Annotated in this window: 14 protein-coding genes; all 14 read left to right on the top strand. The window is 43.6% G+C overall.

Going from position 1 to position 16,071, the window contains the following annotated elements; translation table 11 throughout:
* The first annotated feature begins 31 nt into the window (after positions 1-31).
* The gene (ppc, locus tag HQ393_RS08185) at positions 32-2,788 is read left to right on the top strand and encodes a phosphoenolpyruvate carboxylase (protein ID WP_179358308.1); all 2,757 of its coding nucleotides are present in this window, start codon (positions 32-34) and stop codon (positions 2,786-2,788) included.
* Positions 2,789-2,842: 54 nt separating this feature from the next.
* A complete protein-coding gene (locus HQ393_RS08180) occupies positions 2,843-3,319 on the top strand; it encodes a hypothetical protein (RefSeq protein WP_179358307.1) in 477 nt (158 codons plus the stop codon).
* Positions 3,320-3,443: 124 nt separating this feature from the next.
* Positions 3,444-4,463, top strand: coding sequence for a UDP-N-acetylmuramate dehydrogenase (gene murB / locus HQ393_RS08175; RefSeq protein ID WP_179358306.1), 1,020 nt, complete (start codon positions 3,444-3,446; stop codon positions 4,461-4,463).
* A gap of 154 nt (positions 4,464-4,617) precedes the next feature.
* Positions 4,618-5,805, top strand: a complete 1,188-nt coding sequence (locus HQ393_RS08170; RefSeq protein WP_179358305.1) for a hypothetical protein — start codon at positions 4,618-4,620, stop codon at positions 5,803-5,805.
* 12 nt (positions 5,806-5,817) lie between these two features.
* Positions 5,818-6,297 (top strand): PEP-CTERM sorting domain-containing protein, encoded by a 480-nt coding sequence (locus HQ393_RS08165; RefSeq protein ID WP_179358304.1) that lies wholly within the window; start codon positions 5,818-5,820, stop codon positions 6,295-6,297.
* A gap of 2 nt (positions 6,298-6,299) precedes the next feature.
* Positions 6,300-7,784 carry an undecaprenyl-phosphate glucose phosphotransferase gene (locus tag HQ393_RS08160; RefSeq protein WP_246307985.1) on the top strand — a complete coding sequence of 495 codons (1,485 nt, stop codon included), beginning with the start codon at positions 6,300-6,302 and terminating at the stop codon, positions 7,782-7,784.
* A 15-nt stretch (positions 7,785-7,799) separates the two neighbouring features.
* Positions 7,800-8,696, top strand: coding sequence for an EpsD family peptidyl-prolyl cis-trans isomerase (locus HQ393_RS08155; RefSeq protein ID WP_179358303.1), 897 nt, complete (start codon positions 7,800-7,802; stop codon positions 8,694-8,696).
* Positions 8,696-9,487, top strand: coding sequence for an SLBB domain-containing protein (locus HQ393_RS08150; protein ID WP_179358302.1), 792 nt, complete (start codon positions 8,696-8,698; stop codon positions 9,485-9,487). Before HQ393_RS08155 ends, HQ393_RS08150 begins: the two co-directional genes overlap by 1 nt.
* A 185-nt stretch (positions 9,488-9,672) precedes the next feature.
* Entirely contained in the window at positions 9,673-11,052 is a 1,380-nt protein-coding gene (epsF, locus tag HQ393_RS08145; RefSeq protein ID WP_179358301.1) for a chain length determinant protein EpsF, read from the top strand.
* The gene (locus tag HQ393_RS08140) at positions 11,049-11,915 is read left to right on the top strand and encodes a polysaccharide biosynthesis tyrosine autokinase (protein ID WP_179358300.1); all 867 of its coding nucleotides are present in this window, start codon (positions 11,049-11,051) and stop codon (positions 11,913-11,915) included. Before epsF ends, HQ393_RS08140 begins: the two co-directional genes overlap by 4 nt.
* A gap of 1 nt (position 11,916) precedes the next feature.
* Positions 11,917-12,801 carry an exosortase B gene (xrtB, locus tag HQ393_RS08135; RefSeq protein WP_179358299.1) on the top strand — a complete coding sequence of 295 codons (885 nt, stop codon included), beginning with the start codon at positions 11,917-11,919 and terminating at the stop codon, positions 12,799-12,801.
* Positions 12,798-13,490 (top strand): exosortase-associated protein EpsI, B-type, encoded by a 693-nt coding sequence (gene epsI, locus HQ393_RS08130; protein ID WP_179358298.1) that lies wholly within the window; start codon positions 12,798-12,800, stop codon positions 13,488-13,490. The genes xrtB and epsI overlap by 4 nt, the downstream gene beginning before the upstream one ends.
* A 15-nt stretch (positions 13,491-13,505) precedes the next feature.
* Positions 13,506-15,035, top strand: coding sequence for an oligosaccharide flippase family protein (locus HQ393_RS08125; RefSeq protein WP_179358297.1), 1,530 nt, complete (start codon positions 13,506-13,508; stop codon positions 15,033-15,035).
* Positions 15,028-16,062 carry a nitroreductase family protein gene (locus HQ393_RS08120; protein WP_179358296.1) on the top strand — a complete coding sequence of 345 codons (1,035 nt, stop codon included), beginning with the start codon at positions 15,028-15,030 and terminating at the stop codon, positions 16,060-16,062. Before HQ393_RS08125 ends, HQ393_RS08120 begins: the two co-directional genes overlap by 8 nt.
* Positions 16,063-16,071: the final 9 nt, after the last annotated feature.

Here is a 16,071-nt window from a genome sequence, read left to right as displayed (position 1 = left end):
TCCGTCTTGAATTTGCCGAAATTGGATTGCCATGTCTGTGATCGAACCTCTTGCTGAAAAGGATCTTCCGCTTAAGCGTGATTTGGACCTACTCGCCGCCTTGTTGTCTGACACTATTCGCGAACAGGCCGGTTCGGCCACTGCTGAGCAGATCGAATCGATCCGTGAGCTTGCATTTCGCTACGTTCAGGCTCATGACCCTGAAGCAGGTAAGGCGTTAGCGCGCTCTTTATCTATTTTGGATATGCCCACCACGATGGCTTTGGTGCGTGCATTTAGCTATTTCTCGCACTTATCCAATATAGCAGAGGATTTGCACCATAATCGCCGTCGTCGCGTACACAAAATTGCGGGTTCAAAACCGCAACGTGGCAGTATTGCTGCCGTACTCGAGACATTGTCTGAGCGCAATGTAAAACCATCAGAAATGTTGGCGATGTTGGCTGATACATTGATTGCGCCAGTAATGACTGCGCACCCAACAGAAGTAAAGCGCAAGACGATTTTGGAATGTCACCGTGCATTGGCTGATTTGCTGACTCAGCGCGATCGTAGTCAAATGACGCCAGAAGAAATCGCCGCCAATCAAGAGGCGATGGAACGTGTCATGCTCACTTTGTGGCAGACGCGTGAAGTTCGTACTGTGAAGCTGACCGTACAAGATGAGATCGAGAACGGCGCAACTTATTTCCGTAATACCTTCCTGCATGAGATTCCACGTCTGTATCAAGATATGGAAGATCGCCTGTCTGAAATGACTGGCGAACAAGTTTCATTGCCCAATTTTATTCAAGTCGGTAGCTGGATCGGCGGTGACCGTGATGGCAATCCATTTGTGACTGCTGACGTTATGCGCTATGCCGTATCGCGCCAAGCAGGTGTTGCGCTTGATTACTACTATCAGCAATGTTTGAAGCTCGAAAGCGAGTTGTCGATGTCGACACGCTTGGTTCAGGTCGATCAAGATCTGTCAGCGCTGGCAGCGACTGCAACTGATGATGTAGTGCGTAAAACTGAAGAGCCATATCGCTTGGCTGTGACAGCAATTACGTCGCGTATTTTCGCAACTGCGATTCAGATCGGCACTTTCCATCACCAATTGCGTGATGTGGCTCATGCTCAGCCGTACGACAATGCAGAGCAACTTGCAGCCGATTTGGCCATTATTGCTCGTTCATTGAAAGCGCATGGCGCTGCTAAATTGGCCGGTGGTCGTCTGCGTCGTCTGCAACGTGCTGTGTCGGTATTTGGTTTCTTCCTTGCTCCGATCGATATGCGCCAGTTTGCTGGTTTGCATGAAAAAATGATCAGCGAGTTATTCAATCGTGCAGGCCTTGAAGAATACATGTCGCTGGATGAAAACAGCCGTCGCGTGGTGTTGCTGCGCGAATTGGCAAGTCCACGTCCACTGATTTGCCCGCACGATGTTTCATACAGCCCAGATGTTCAGCAAGAGCTGGATATCTTGAAGGCGGCGGCTGAAATTCAAGCGCGCTACGGTGAAGCGGTATTGCCAAACTACATCATTTCCAACTGTGCATCAGTTTCGGATATGTTGGAAGTGGCGGTCTTGCTGAACGATGTGGGTCTGGTGTCATTGGCGCCAACCGTACGTAGCAAAGTCAATATCATTCCTTTGTTCGAAACCACAGGTGATTTACGCGCCAGTGGCGAGATCATGACCGCATTGTTTGCGATTCCACAATGGCGTCAATTGCTGACTTGCCGTGGGGATGTGCAAGAAGTAATGTTGGGTTATTCGGATTCGAATAAAGACGGTGGCTATTTGACTTCAAACTGGGAGCTCTACAAAGCAGAGTTGACCTTGGTTGAAGTGTTCAAAACTGCGGGCATTAAACTGCGCCTGTTCCATGGTCGCGGTGGTACTGTTGGTCGCGGTGGTGGCCCTGCTTATGACGCCATCTTGGCTCAGCCGCTGGGCTCAGTGAATGGCCAGATTCGGATTACCGAGCAAGGTGAAGTGATCACAGCCAAGTATGCGGATCGCGAAGTCGGTCGCCGTAACTTGGAAATCTTGGTGGCTGCCACTTTGGATGCCAGCTTCCCTGTGCCCTACGATACCGATCCAATGCCACGTCGCGCTTTGATGGAGCGGTTGTCGAACGCGGCTTATCGTTTCTATCGTGACTTGGTGTACGCGACGCCTGACTTTATTACGTATTTCCTTGAAGCAACGCCGATCAAAGAGATTCCAAACCTTAATATTGGTTCTCGCCCGTCTGCGCGTAAAAACACCAGCAGCATTTCCGATTTGCGCGCGATTCCATGGGTATTCTCATGGTCGCAGTGTCGTCTGATGTTGCCAGGTTGGTATGGTTTTGGTGCGGCCATTAGCGAGTATCTGGCTGAGGCGGGTGATGAAGGTTTGCAAACCCTCAATCACTTGTACAAAACATGGCCGTTCTTCCAGACCACCATTTCTAATATGGAAATGGTGTTGGCTAAATCGGATATTGCAATCGCAGCTCGTTATTCAGAATTGGTGCAAGATCAAGATGTGGCTAAACGCATTTTTGGTCGCATTAAAGATGAATGGCAGCGTTCGGTCGATGCGGTATTGGCCATTACTGGTCATGAAAAACTGTTGGGCGATAACCCGATGTTGGCACGCAGCTTGGATAATCGTTTGCCTTATCTGGACCCGCTCAATCACTTGCAAGTTGAATTGCTAAAACGCATTCGCGCGGGCGATGACAGCGAAGAATTGCGCCACGCCGTGCATTTGACAATTAATGGCGTGTCAGCAGGTTTGCGTAATAGCGGCTAAGCACGCATCATTGGTTTAAACCCTATAAATTTAAACTGATGTGAGGAGCCACCAATGAATCGATTGAAATCACTGATTTTACTCGGCTCGCTGGTGGCTTTTTTTATGCCTGCAGTTTCTGCTGCACTCCCAAGTCATTTTGGCGATAAGGTAGAAAATGCGCTGGTTTGCCGCAGCGAATGGTCCACCGAATTCTGGCGCAATTACTTTCGACAATATCTGAATCAGCCAGTACGAACTTGGGGTGAGGCTGAATGGTTTAATGCACAAAAGGCCGATTTGGCCGGTAATCCGGCGGAAGAGGTCTTTGTAAACTTACCCGACTCGGGCGCTTTGATGGTCGGTGCCTTAATTAAGAAGCCACTGGCTGAAGTTAAAAAAAATATTGAAACGAGACTAGGTGTGAGCTTCGTGGCATTGGCTGGTCCTTATCCTCGCTGGTTGTCGAAATTTGGTAGTGTTTTGGTCGAAGTGGGGCCAGAAGAGACTAAATGGTATTGCGCACGCTGGAATCTAGGTAATCGGCCTTGATGTATTGCCATGAAATCAAGTAATTAAGTGCTTCTTGATTGTATACGGGATTGGGGTATATTTTCTTCCAAAGCCTAAATAGCTAGTAGATAATGTCGTTTTGCCGATCACTTGCATGCGACTCATGCCACAAATCCAATCACACTATCCACTGACCTCCTTAAATACTTTTGGCCTGCAATCAGTTGCCGAGTATTTCATATCGATCGAACAGCCTCAGCAGTTGCTTGACTGCATTGCTGACCCAAAACTAAATCAATTCAAATGGTCGATTTTGGGAGGCGGATCCAATCTCATTCTGCCCGAGCTGGTTCATGGGCTGGTGCTGAAAATGGACCTCAAAGGGCGACAGCTCACTCATGAAGATGAAGAATATTGGTATATCACCGCGGCTGCAGGTGAGAACTGGCATGAGTTTGTGCAATGGACCTTGGAGCAAGGTTGGGGGGGGCTCGAAAATCTATCATTGATCCCAGGGACTGTAGGGGCATCTCCAGTCCAAAATATCGGTGCCTATGGTATTGAAATTAAGGATGTATTTCATTCATTAACTGCGATTCATCTAAAAACTGGTGCGCAAAAAGAATTTGCTAGGGAAGAGTGCTGTTTCGCTTATCGAGATAGCGTTTTCAAGCATGAAGGTTATGGCGACTGGTGCATTACTGCCGTGACGTTTCAGTTGAGGAAGCGGTACGAAGCTAAAACCAATTATGGCGATGTCGCACAGGAATTGGAAAGACAGAGCTTGCAAGCCACTGCCAAAAATATCTCAACCGTGATTAGCCAAATCCGGTTACAGAAACTTCCTAATCCAGCAGAAATTGGCAATGCGGGCAGTTTTTTCCAAAATCCAATTGTGAGCCAGGAACTTGTAGGTGAGTTGGTCGAGCAATATCCTGCACTCGTCAAGTACAAGGTGAGTGAAGAAACTTATAAGCTAGCAGCAGCCTGGTTGATTGAGCAGTCAGGTTGGAAGGGCCGTGCATTGGGCTCTGTTGCGATGTTTCAACGGCAAGCGCTAGTGATGGTGAATCTGGGGGATGCAACGCAACAACAGGTGAAGTTGTTATCGGAAGCTGTGAGTAAGGATGTTTGTGCGAAGTTTAAGGTCAATTTAATGGTTGAGCCTATTTTTTGGGGCTAAATCCAGAAAAAACTGTATAAGTATGTGCCTATATACTGTTTTTTTGTTGTAGCAGCACTTTAATCTCAGTGATGATAGAATGCATGCGAATTGGATGAGTTGGCTACGTCAGCTTTTGTTTTTTTGTTCGTATGTTATGTGTAAGTGAGATTTTGTGTTGAAAGCATCGTTATCGATAAACCAGTTGTGGCTATTCACCGCGATGGTCACATCCTTCTGCTTTGCGGCTTATGATGCAGACGACACCTTAAAGTTGAATGCCGCAATTGATTATCGATATGACGACAATGTATTTTTGCTACCAAATAGCTCTAGCAATAGCATCACCCGTGAATATGGGCAGCGTGGTGATTCAAGCATAGTTGCATCTGTGGGCGGGCGCATTGATGTGCCGCTTTCGCGCCAAGTTTTGTATGTCGCAGCTAATGCAGCTAGGCAGCAATATTTGAAGTTTGATGAGCTTAATTACACCTCTTGGAATGGCCAATTAGGCTGGAAATGGCAGGTTGGCAGTCAGTTTTCTGGTGATTTGAATGCGCGCGCCAGTTACAGCATGAATTCGTTTGAAGATGTCCGTAATGGGATCATCGACATGATTAACGATAATAGTGCGAGCTGGAATGGAAATTGGCTATTTAGTAGCAACTGGGCTTTGCTTGCAAATATTGGTTACGATGAACAAACACATAGTGATTTGAAATATCAAGATGCAAGGGTTGTCAATTACGGACTGGGTGTGCGGTTTAATACCGATAAAGGCTCGGTGATTAGTCTGATTCACCAATGGCAAGACTATAGCTATCTCAGAAACTTATTTTTGCCCGCCGATAAACGCGGATATCATGAGCAAAATACGCGCTTGTCGCTGCTGTGGCCTGTAACTGCTAACTTGAATCTCACTGCGAATGCTGGATTAAGTAGCTGGAAATCAAAAGCAGATACGGCTTCAACCGAGTCAAAACCACAAGGCGATATAGGTTTTAATTGGCAGATTACCGATAAGACAAAAGTAAGTGCTGGCGTTGGTCAAAACTTTGAGCAATTTAATGATGGTGCTGGGCGCAATCTAGAGCGCACTGCTTATTTCTCTAGCGGATGGGCTATGACCGAAAAATTGTCATGGTTATTTAATTTTAATTATCGTCAACAAGAAAGAGAAAGTACTCTAGGCATTAATGGACGTAAGCAAAATTACAACACCACGAGATTAAGTGCAGCATATCGACCAATACGTAGTGTATCTATCAATCCTTATTTCCAATATATAACAAGCAATGTGGATAAAGGCCTTGATGATTACGATGATGCGCAAGCAGGTGTATTTGTGCGCTATGACTATTAAGAGGGGATTATTATGAAGACGATAAGTTGTATTTTAAGTCTAATTATTGCTAATTCAGCCTTTGCTGCAATTAGTCAGCCTGTTACTGAGCTGAACGATCCACTGATTCGGGTATTAGGTGGTAACCAGCGTAATGGCGTAACGGCCATTGAACAAGTGTTTACAAATGTGACGCAGGGATTAGGTGGGCAATATCAAACGGCACGAACTATTTCGATGCATGATTCTTTACCATTTGCACAAGGAATAGGGCGTCAAATATCAAGCTTTAATTCACGAGCTCTCGGAGTTGTTCCGAGCACGCCGGGGGGCGCTGTTCCGCCCGCAGTGATCGTTCCTCCTGTGATCACAATTCCACCTGTAAGTGTAATTCCGCCAAGTGTTGAAAAGCCGGTAGCACCAGTTACCCCTGTGCCAGAACCTGAAACGTTGGCGCTGATGGCGATGGGAGTAACTATCTTATTAACCCGACAGTTGAAAAAAGCGAAATAAACGTGCATCAAGATGATCACACCCATTTGATGAAAGCAACAGAAATTGGGTTATTTGACAATTATATTGAGCGCCCTAGCTTATTGGGGGATCGCTTTCGAGAGTTCTCGAACGCTGCGCCCATGGTTAGTTTTTTTAAGCTCTTTTTAGACCCGATTTTGGTTGTCGCATGTTTGTATGCTTTAAGCGTGCCGTTTCAGATTGCTACTGATGGACATGAATTACTGCTCGCTGCATTTGCTTTTTTGCTAACAGCATTATTGTTGGATGGTGTTTTCCTTTTTGTGCCTGGATATTCACGCCCTTTGCTGGGGGTTGGGCGATTTTCACTCGAATGGTTAGCTGTGGTTGTTAGCCTTACTTTGCTCGGGCGACTATCGGGATTTGATGATTATTTTTACCCACCATTTATCCTGACTTGGTTTGTGGTTGCGCCAGTATCGCTATTGGTTACGCATGCTATGTTTCGGTGGTTAGTGCTCAGGCCCGATGGCGATAAACGAGCAGATGCAAAGAAAGTAATCATTATTGGAGCCAACCAACCAGGATTGGTGTTGGCAAAAAATATGCAGGAGCATCCATTCCTAAAAATGGATTTTGTCGGCTTTTTTGACGACCGTACGGAAGATCGTTTACCGAATGTGCAAAAAGGCAAATTGCTTGGTGGGTTAAAAGAAGTTAATAGCTATGTCAAGGCACATAATATTCAGCAAATTTATATCTCTTTACCGATGACGGCTCAGCCGCGGGTAGTCGATTTGTTGGAGCAATTGCAAGATAGTACGGTGTCGATTTATTTTGTTCCTGACTTATTTGTCTTTGACCTCATTAATGCGCGCTTTGACAATGTGGCCGGGGTGCCGGTAGTTGCGATTTGTGAAAGTCCATTTTTAGGTATGAATGGTGTCGTGAAGCGAATCACTGACATTATTTTGTCCTTGTTTATCTTGAGCTTGATCTGGCCAATATTGTTGGCGGTCGCTATTGCGGTAAAAATCACTTCGAAAGGGCCTGTATTCTTTAAGCAAAGACGCTATGGCGAAGATGGTCAAAGTGTGTTGGTGTATAAATTCCGGTCGATGAAAGTCATGGAAGACGGGGATAAAGTAACCCAAGCCACGAGAAACGACAGCCGTTTAACGCCGATTGGTGGGTTTATTCGCAAAACGTCATTGGATGAATTACCACAGTTTATCAATGTGCTTGAAGGCAAAATGAGTATTGTCGGTCCTCGCCCACATGCAAATGCACATAATGAGCAATATCGACAGTTGATTCGTGGTTATATGATTCGGCATAAAGTTAGACCGGGTATTACCGGTTGGGCGCAAGTGAACGGCTACCGCGGTGAAACTGATACACTGGAAAAAATGCAGCGCCGGGTTGAATACGATCTTGATTATTTACGCAATTGGTCTGTTTGGTTGGACGTAAAGATAATTTGGCAAACTGCAACAATGATGTTCCGCGATCGGAATGCATTTTAAATTAGGATGATCACAATGAATGTAAAACCACTGGTTCTTGCTGTACTGATTGCATGTTCATTGACTGCATGTAATGACAAAGATGAAAAAAAATCGCCAAGCCAAGTATTGGCTAAAGTAAATGATGCAGAAATTACCGTGCATCAGTTGAATTTTGTCTTGGGCCAAATTCCAAATGCACAAGCCTCGCAAAAACAACAAGTACTAGATCAACTCATTGATCAAGAATTATTAGTACAAAAGGCTTCTGAACTTAAATTAGATCGCGAGCCCAATGTATTGCAAGCCATTGAAAATGCGAAACGACAAATTCTGGCTCAAGCTGCGGCTGAGCGTGTAATCGGAAAACCAACTGAGCCATCAAAATCAGCCATTGATGATTTTTATGCAAAAAACCCCGCGTTATTTGCCGAGCGTAAAAATTATGAATTTGTCACATTTGTACTCGACAAAGCCTCATACAATGATGCCGTAGCAAAATCACTAGATACCGCAACAACGGCAGCACAAGTTAAATCCGCCTTGGATGCCGCGCATATTCAGTTCACTACCAATGAAACTGCACGTGCAGCTGAACAATTGCCAATGGCTATGCTGCCAAAATTTGCTGCGATGAATATGGGTGATATTTTGGCGCTGCAAGAAGGTGACAAAATGGTCTTGTTGCAATTGAAAGCGACAGTACCAGCTCCAATAGCACCAAAAGAAGCAGAGCCAATGATTAAACGTTATTTAGGTAATAACGAAGCCCAAACGCAAGCTGAGGCAAAAATGAAAGCATTGAAAGGTGCAGCTAAGATTGAATATTTACAGCGTTTTGCATCTGAAACGGCACAAGCACCTAAACCAAATGCAGAAGCAGGCTCGGCGACGGATGAAAGTCTTAAAGCAGGTTTGAAAGGGTTGAAATAATGCGCAAATCTTTTGGTGTAGCTTTATGGTTTTGCTTCTTAACCATGATTAGTACTTTAGTTTTGGCTGCGCCGAAAGGGGAGTACGTATTGGGCGCGGGTGATGTCGTCAAGATTCAGGTTTATGATCATCCAGATCTGACGACCGAAGTACAACTCAATAATGAGGGTTCTTTAGCTTTCCCTCTCATTGGCGAAGTTAAATTAGCTGGGCTGGATTACACCGAAGCAGAATCATTAATTAGCAAGAAACTGAGCGCGGGTGGCTTTATTAAAAAGCCAAACGTCAATGTATTGATTGTGCAATATCGCAGTCAGCGCGTTGCTGTTTTGGGTGAGGTGAATAAACCTGGCCGTTATGCACTAGATAGCTCTACTGATTTAATTGATTTGCTTGCGATTGCTGGCGGTATTAACCCGATGGGGGGCGATACTGTTGTTGTGTTACGAGGCGAAGAAAAACTGGAGTTTCAACTCAGTTTACTTACTCAGTTAGCAAATCCAGAAAAGCGTACCATCCGCATTTTAAATGGTGACACCTTGTTTGTGCCACGAGCCAAGCAGATGTATGTATATGGCGAAGTTAATCGCCCTGGTGCATTCAAGCTCGAGCCAAAAATGACTGTGATGCAAGCTTTGGCAGTTGCCGGCGGTTTTAATAATCGTGCAGCAAAACGCAGTGTAGAAATCCACCGAGTAGATGCAGACGGTAAGTTAGAAAAGACCGATGCAAAATTAACGGACTTACTGCGAGAGAACGATACGGTGTTTGTGCAGGAAAGTCTGTTCTAAGTCTTATACCCCGCTAAATGCAGAGACCAGAGTTTCTGGCTCTGCTTTTATTCGGTCTTTAGAATTGATGTGTAGGTGGGTATTTGCGTGAAAGTCTTATTTTGAAAGATCTTTGGCTGTATACCCAGTGAAATGAAGTCGAGCGATTTAATCCAAGCGCTAATTTAACTAGAGCGATATAAGAAATGACTTTTGAACAATTCCTAAATATCTTGCGCGCACGCAAATGGATCGCATTGGCGGTTTTTGCGACCGTACTGCTCACAACTTTGATTGTTAGCCTGCTATTGCCAAAGCAATATACTGCCGAAGCGACTTTAGCGATTGATATCAAGGCAGCAGATCCGGTAACGGGTCAGCAAGTGGCTGGCTATATGGCGCCCAGCTTTATGGCGACACAAGTCGACATGATTAGCAGCCAGAATGCGGCGCTGAAAGTTGTCGATACTTTGGGGTTAACGCAATTGCCTGAGGCGCAAGCACAATTTCAGGAAGCGACAGAAGGACGTGGCGATATCCGAAATTGGTTTGCGGAATCATTATTAAAGGGTTTGGATGTCAAACCAAGTCGTGAAAGTAATGTAATTAACCTTGAATATACTGCCACAGATCCCAATTTCGCCGCGGCACTCGCAAATGCGTTCACACAAGCCTATATCCGGACTACCGTCGACATCAAAGCCGCTGCCGCACAACAAAATAATGCCTTTTTCCAAGAGCAACTAAAATCTTTGCAGGCTAATTTAGAAAAAGCGCAAAACAAATTATCCCAATATCAGCAGGAAAACGGCATTGTCGGTGCTGATGAACGTCTCGATATTGAAAATCAACGTCTAAATGAATTATCTAGCCAATTAGTTGGCGCACAAGCGCAAACCTACGATGCTCAATCGCGTGCTCGTGGTGGTAGTGGTGCGCCTGATGTATTAAATAACCCATTGATTCAACAGCTTAAAGGCCAACTTTCAGTTCAAGAAGCCAAGTATAAAGAGCTGTCTGAAAAAAATGGCCCAAACCATCCACATAATCAACAGGCTTTAGCGGAACTCAATGCGACAAAAAGCCAGCTTAATGAACTGATGTCTCAATATGCTGGTGGCCTCAATAGCGTGGCTGGTAATTCAGCGTCACGCCAAGCCTCTTTACAAGAAGCGCTTAAAGCACAGAAAGAGAAAGTGCTGGAGTTAAAGTCGCAACGTGCAGCGCTCGATGTACTGCAGCGTAACGTCGATAATGCGCAGCGTAGCTACGATCAGGCATTGCAGCGTTTCAGCCAAACAATGCTAGAAAGTCGATCAAATCAAAGCAATATTGCCATTATCAAATCAGCTACTGCGCCACTGAAGAAATCTAGCCCCAAAACCTTGCTCAATTTAGTGCTCGCAGTATTTGTGGGGGCACTACTTGCAATTGGCTTTGCAATGCTGGCTGAATTGATCGATCGCCGAGTGCGCTCGAAAGACGATATTGAAAATATGCTTGGATTGCCGGTCTTGGCAGATTTATTGCCACCGCAAATCAGCAAGAAAACCAAATTTGGGCGCACTGTAGGAGCGCAAGCATGAACGCCAACGTAAATACCACGATCACGCAAATGGCCAAAGGCAATATCGGCCAGCAATTGCTTGATAATGACAAATTAACTGTAAATCAAGCCGAAAAAGTATTGTTGCTGCAAAAAGAAACTGGCATACGCTTCGGTGAAGCTGCAATCAAGCTCGGATATATTTCTGAGCAAGATATACAAGACGTCTTAGCACAACAATTTGAATACCCCTACCTTGTATCTGGTCAAAGTAAAGTTAGCGAAAAGCTTGTAGCCGCATACTCACCCTTCGATTCTCAGGTTGAAGCGCTACGCAGTTTGCGAAGTCAAATTGTTTTACGTTGGATTGAGAGTGGTAATAAATCAATAGCATTGGCATCTTATGATGCGAAAAACAGCAGTGATTTACTTGCTGCAAACTTGGCCATTGTATTTTCACAATTAGGTGAGCGTACTTTGCTGGTCGATGCCAATCTGCGTGAAGCAACACAGCATGAGCTGTTTGGCATAGAAAATCGAAAAGGACTGAGCGACATATTAGCGGGTCGTGCCGGTTTGGACTCTGTGCAGCGCATTACTGACTTCCGAGACTTATCTATTCTAAGTGCGGGCACGAAAGCACCAAACCCACAAGAATTATTATCTCGCGATACATTTAGCCAAATAGCACGCGATTTAGCGCAGGCATACGATATTGTGATTTATAGCACTTCAGCATTAAAAGACGCCGCTGATGCACAAATGGTAGCCTCGCGAGTTAAAGGTGCAATTTTAGTGGCCGGACGCAATAAAACACCAATAAAGGGTTTGGAGTTGGCAAAAACGCAAATAGAGTCTGCAAATGCCAAAATCCTAGGTTGCGTATTAGCTCAGGAAGATTAGTATGCAAAATTTGCAGGCGGCAACAGAAAATGGCCAATTCGATTTGGCCGTTTTTTTGAAACAGAATATCCTAATATTGTTTGGCTTATTAGCATTAGTGATACCAACTATCTATAGTCTATCAATTGGATTGTGGCAAACCGATGATCAAGCACATGGGCCAATTATTTTGGCAATTGTGCTCTGGCTATTTTGGCAGGTAAAAGATCAACTATTTGAGTTAGAAAATAAACCACAATTATTTGCAGCCTTCTGGGTAATTATTCCTGCCTTGCTGGCCTACATATTAGGCAGATCGCAAGCAATTTTAATGTTGGAAATTGGATCTTTCATTCCACTAGTAATTGGTTTACTGCTCCTAAATAAAGGCTGGCGTGCGATTAGTGTGGGTTGGTTTGCACTCGTATTTATGCTTTTTTTAATTCCACTGCCAGGATTTGTTGTAGATGCTTTGACTGGTGCGTTAAAGGGGCAAGTCTCACATATTGCAGAGGTTGTCCTCTATGCCGCTGGCTATCCAGTTGCGCGAAGTGGGGTATTGATTACAGTGGGGCAATATCAATTGCTCGTAGCTGATGCTTGCTCAGGTATGCACTCAATGTTTAGCTTGCTGGCAGTTGGCTCTTTATACGTTTTCATTACTAATCACAGCAATCGAATTCGTAATACCTTATTAATTTTAGCTATTTTGCCGATGGCATTTGCCGCCAATATTATTCGTGTAATGACTTTAATTTTAGTCACATTTCATTTTGGTGATGCAGCCGGGCAAGGATTTATCCATGATTTTGCGGGGATGGCTTTATTTGCAATTGCCCTAATCGGAATGTTCCTGTTAGATGCCTTACTAGGCGTTTTTATGAGAAACAAGGCTGAAAAAAAATGAAGAAAAAGTCAATGACGCAGTTGTTGCTTATGGTGATGATGCTGGGGACTGCATTACTTGCTTATAAACTGATACCGTATCAAAAAATAGCGGATAACAGGAGCATTGATTTTCAGAAATTGATTCCGGAACAATTTGCAGAATGGAAAGTTGAGCCAAATCAGGTGGTAATTGAGGTTCCTGCCGAAATGCAAGCAACACTTAATAAAGTATATTCTGAAACGATAAGTAGAACTTATGTTAATAAAAAAGGTGAAAGAATCATGATGGTCATCGCCTATGGCAAAGACCAGGGTGATAGTAATTCAGTTCATAGGCCAGAGGTATGTTATCCAGCTCAAGGCTTTACTGTAGAACAAAAAATACCAGCCACATTTCAAATTAATGAAAGAAAAATGGATGCCATACGGCTTGTCGCTAAAAATGCAGCAAGGATTGAGCCAATTACTTATTGGATTACAGTTGGTGATTATTTAATCGCAACCGGCGTTGAAGGGAAGCTAGCCCAATTAAAATATGGTTTGCGTGGGCAAATACCTGATGGATTGTTGTTTCGAGTTTCTACACTGGGTTCGGATAAAGTAGCTGAGTATGAAGTACAGAAAAAATTCATAAATGATTTGTATCGTGCTTTACCAGATGAGAAAAGAAATTTTGTTTATGGGAAAAGTACTTTTAGCTTAAATTAACCTAGTGATATTTTTGTGACTAAAGCAACAACACAACGTGTTAGACAAAGTATGTTGTCAATGCTAATTGCCCGCCCTATATCTGCAGTTGGTGGTTTATTAGTTTTGGTCTTCTTATCTAGATTATTGCAGCCCCAAGAATATGCTATCTATTTTGCAATTTGGGCAGTGGCTGAAATCGCAATTTTAGCTAGCAATTTAGGACTTTTGCAGGCTGCATATCGTTATATCAGTGCTAGTGAATTAAGCAATGGCATCACAGTAGCTCACGGACCTGTCGTATCTTTTGTAGTGTTAAGAATAATGACATTGCTTGCAGTCGCAAGTGTGTTGGCCTTTTTTCCGAGCATATTTAAATTTGTATTTCCTAATAACAATATTTCTGAAAAATTAGGGATTTTTGTTGCTGCTATCATCGTGGGTGAAGGTCTGGCTCGCTATATAGAGTCTATATTTGACTCTATGCTCTGCCAGGGGCGGAGTCAGATTTCATTAATAATTCGGACGGTTTTAAGGCTGGTAGCAATAGGTTTTATTGCATTACAAGGCGAGCTTAATATTCAAAATGTTGTATATATCGAGGTTGGAGTAACTTTAGTTGGCGCTTTGGTTTCGATTACGATGCTGGCAATTATGTTGGCTTCATCTACAAAATATGCTTCAAATGATGAACGTATTGCATATAAAAGAATGTTACAGTTTGCATTGCCCGCATTTATCGCTCAGTTGCTAGGAATAACATATGGACCTGATGCGCTAAAAATAACATTGGCGGGATTGGTTGGCGCAAATGCATTGGCGGTCTTTGGTTTTGCATATTCTTTAGCGGCAGTCGTGCAACGTTATATTCCGGCTAATATTCTTGCTGGAGTTTTTCGACCAATATTTGTCGCAGCATCAAAAAAGGAAGACTCAGATAAAATCCTCCCAGCGCTGTTAAGTTTTTTAGTAAAGATCAATTGGATCTTTATCGCACCTATTTTTTGCGGTTTGTTTTTTTCAGGGGATTTTATTTTATCAAAGGTTTCTGCTGGTAATTATCCTGCTGCGGGGATGGTGCTCTCCTTGATTGTGTTGGGACTATTGCCGATCGCCATGCATGCGACTCTCTCGATGTATTGTTTGGCCAAAGAAACATCGTGGGCTCCTTTGTATGCCACAGCATTAAGTGTTCTGGGCTTACCAATTGCTATTTATTTAGGTCGTGAACATGGAGCAGTGGGCGTCGCAATTGCATTTGGAGTTAGTGAATTAATTTGGTCGATTACTTGCTATGTATTATTGGCTAGAAGTGAGTACGCGTTGAAAGCGTTTGAATATCATGGCCTGTTAAAAATATTGAATGCAATGCTTCTTGCATTACTCTTTGGTTACATAGTCACATCATTTATGGTTTCGTATGATTTGCTAGTGGGTTTTTCTTCAGGCCTTTTTTTCTTTGTTGTGATTTATTTTACAGGTGTTTTTTCATTGCAAGAAAAACAATGGCTGGCATCTGTTCTACCAGCAAAACTAGTTAAGATACTCAGGTTAAACAATGCTTAAAAAATTCATCCGTGAAAAAATGCAGGAAAATAGGAGCTTGAAATCAATTTATAATGGATCTCGTGCTTTCTATCATAGAGCAAGAAAGCTCTCATTCTTTGCTTATGATGTAACACATACGTTTAAACATATGAGTTGGACGGGTGGAAATCAAACTCAATATTCAGTAATTAGCTCTGAACTGCTATTCCAGTTCCATAAATTGGAAAAAGGGCTTTGCATGCCAGGTGAGAAGCGCTTTTTTGGCTATGATCCTGCTATTGCTACGATTGATTTATTGCAGTCATGGTATGAGATGGGTTATTCAGTTAATGATCCAATTTATTGTGGAGCAATAGAGACGTTGCGAGCTTATCGCATGCGTCTTAGTCAAACTCCACCCAAAAAAGGCGAAATTCTACTGCGCCGCTTGGATCAACAACTCGCAGCGCATGCAAAAATTAAAATTGAGCTGGAAACCCCACAAAATATCATAACTATAAATCCAGACGATGCATTACCTGCGTATGAAAAATTAGTTTTAGCACGGAGAAGTGTTCGCGAATTTTCTGATCAGTCAATTGATCCTCTCCTTATTGAACGAGCAATCTCTTTAGCGCAATTAAGTCCCAGCGCTTGCAATCGTCAGCCGTGTAGGGTGCATCTTTACAGTGCAAAAGACAAAATTGAGAGATTACTTAGTTTGCAGAATGGAAATCGTGGTTTTGGCCATACTGCACCTATGTTGCTGATTATTACTTCTGACGCGAATACTTTTTTCGATGCATCCGAGCGTAATCAACCGTATGTTGATGGTGGGCTATTCTCGATGAACTTACTTTATGCATTACAGGCGCAAGGGCTATCAACCTGCTGCCTTAATTGGTGCGCTGAGCCCGCTCAAGATAAGGCGGCGCATCGCGATGGAGAAATTCCGCAAGCCGAACGAATCATTATGTATTTATTAGTTGGTTATGCTGCAAACACCGCGAGAGTACCGCGTTCAGCGCGCAGAGCGTTAGAAAACACCTTAATTACTCATTCTTAATTTCAAATC

Origin of the sequence: Chitinibacter bivalviorum (assembly GCF_013403565.1) — a bacterium.
Taxonomy (GTDB): Bacteria; Pseudomonadota; Gammaproteobacteria; order Burkholderiales; family Chitinibacteraceae; genus Chitinibacter; species Chitinibacter bivalviorum.
The sequence above is the reverse complement of the archived record's forward strand: the minus strand, read 5'-3'. Positions and strand labels throughout refer to the sequence as shown.

What these genes read in the sequence shown, in the direction of transcription:
- HQ393_RS08140 (WP_179358300.1), top strand. Translation starts at nt 11,049, where the DNA reads ATGAACGCCAACGTAAATACCACGATCACGCAAATGGCCAAAGGCAAT.
- ppc (WP_179358308.1), top strand. Translation starts at nt 32, where the DNA reads ATGTCTGTGATCGAACCTCTTGCTGAAAAGGATCTTCCGCTTAAGCGT.
- HQ393_RS08155 (WP_179358303.1), top strand. Translation starts at nt 7,800, where the DNA reads ATGAATGTAAAACCACTGGTTCTTGCTGTACTGATTGCATGTTCATTG.
- HQ393_RS08165 (WP_179358304.1), top strand. Translation starts at nt 5,818, where the DNA reads ATGAAGACGATAAGTTGTATTTTAAGTCTAATTATTGCTAATTCAGCC.
- HQ393_RS08150 (WP_179358302.1), top strand. Translation starts at nt 8,696, where the DNA reads ATGCGCAAATCTTTTGGTGTAGCTTTATGGTTTTGCTTCTTAACCATG.
- xrtB (WP_179358299.1), top strand. Translation starts at nt 11,917, where the DNA reads ATGCAAAATTTGCAGGCGGCAACAGAAAATGGCCAATTCGATTTGGCC.
- murB (WP_179358306.1), top strand. Translation starts at nt 3,444, where the DNA reads ATGCCACAAATCCAATCACACTATCCACTGACCTCCTTAAATACTTTT.
- HQ393_RS08120 (WP_179358296.1), top strand. Translation starts at nt 15,028, where the DNA reads ATGCTTAAAAAATTCATCCGTGAAAAAATGCAGGAAAATAGGAGCTTG.
- epsF (WP_179358301.1), top strand. Translation starts at nt 9,673, where the DNA reads ATGACTTTTGAACAATTCCTAAATATCTTGCGCGCACGCAAATGGATC.
- HQ393_RS08180 (WP_179358307.1), top strand. Translation starts at nt 2,843, where the DNA reads ATGAATCGATTGAAATCACTGATTTTACTCGGCTCGCTGGTGGCTTTT.
- epsI (WP_179358298.1), top strand. Translation starts at nt 12,798, where the DNA reads ATGAAGAAAAAGTCAATGACGCAGTTGTTGCTTATGGTGATGATGCTG.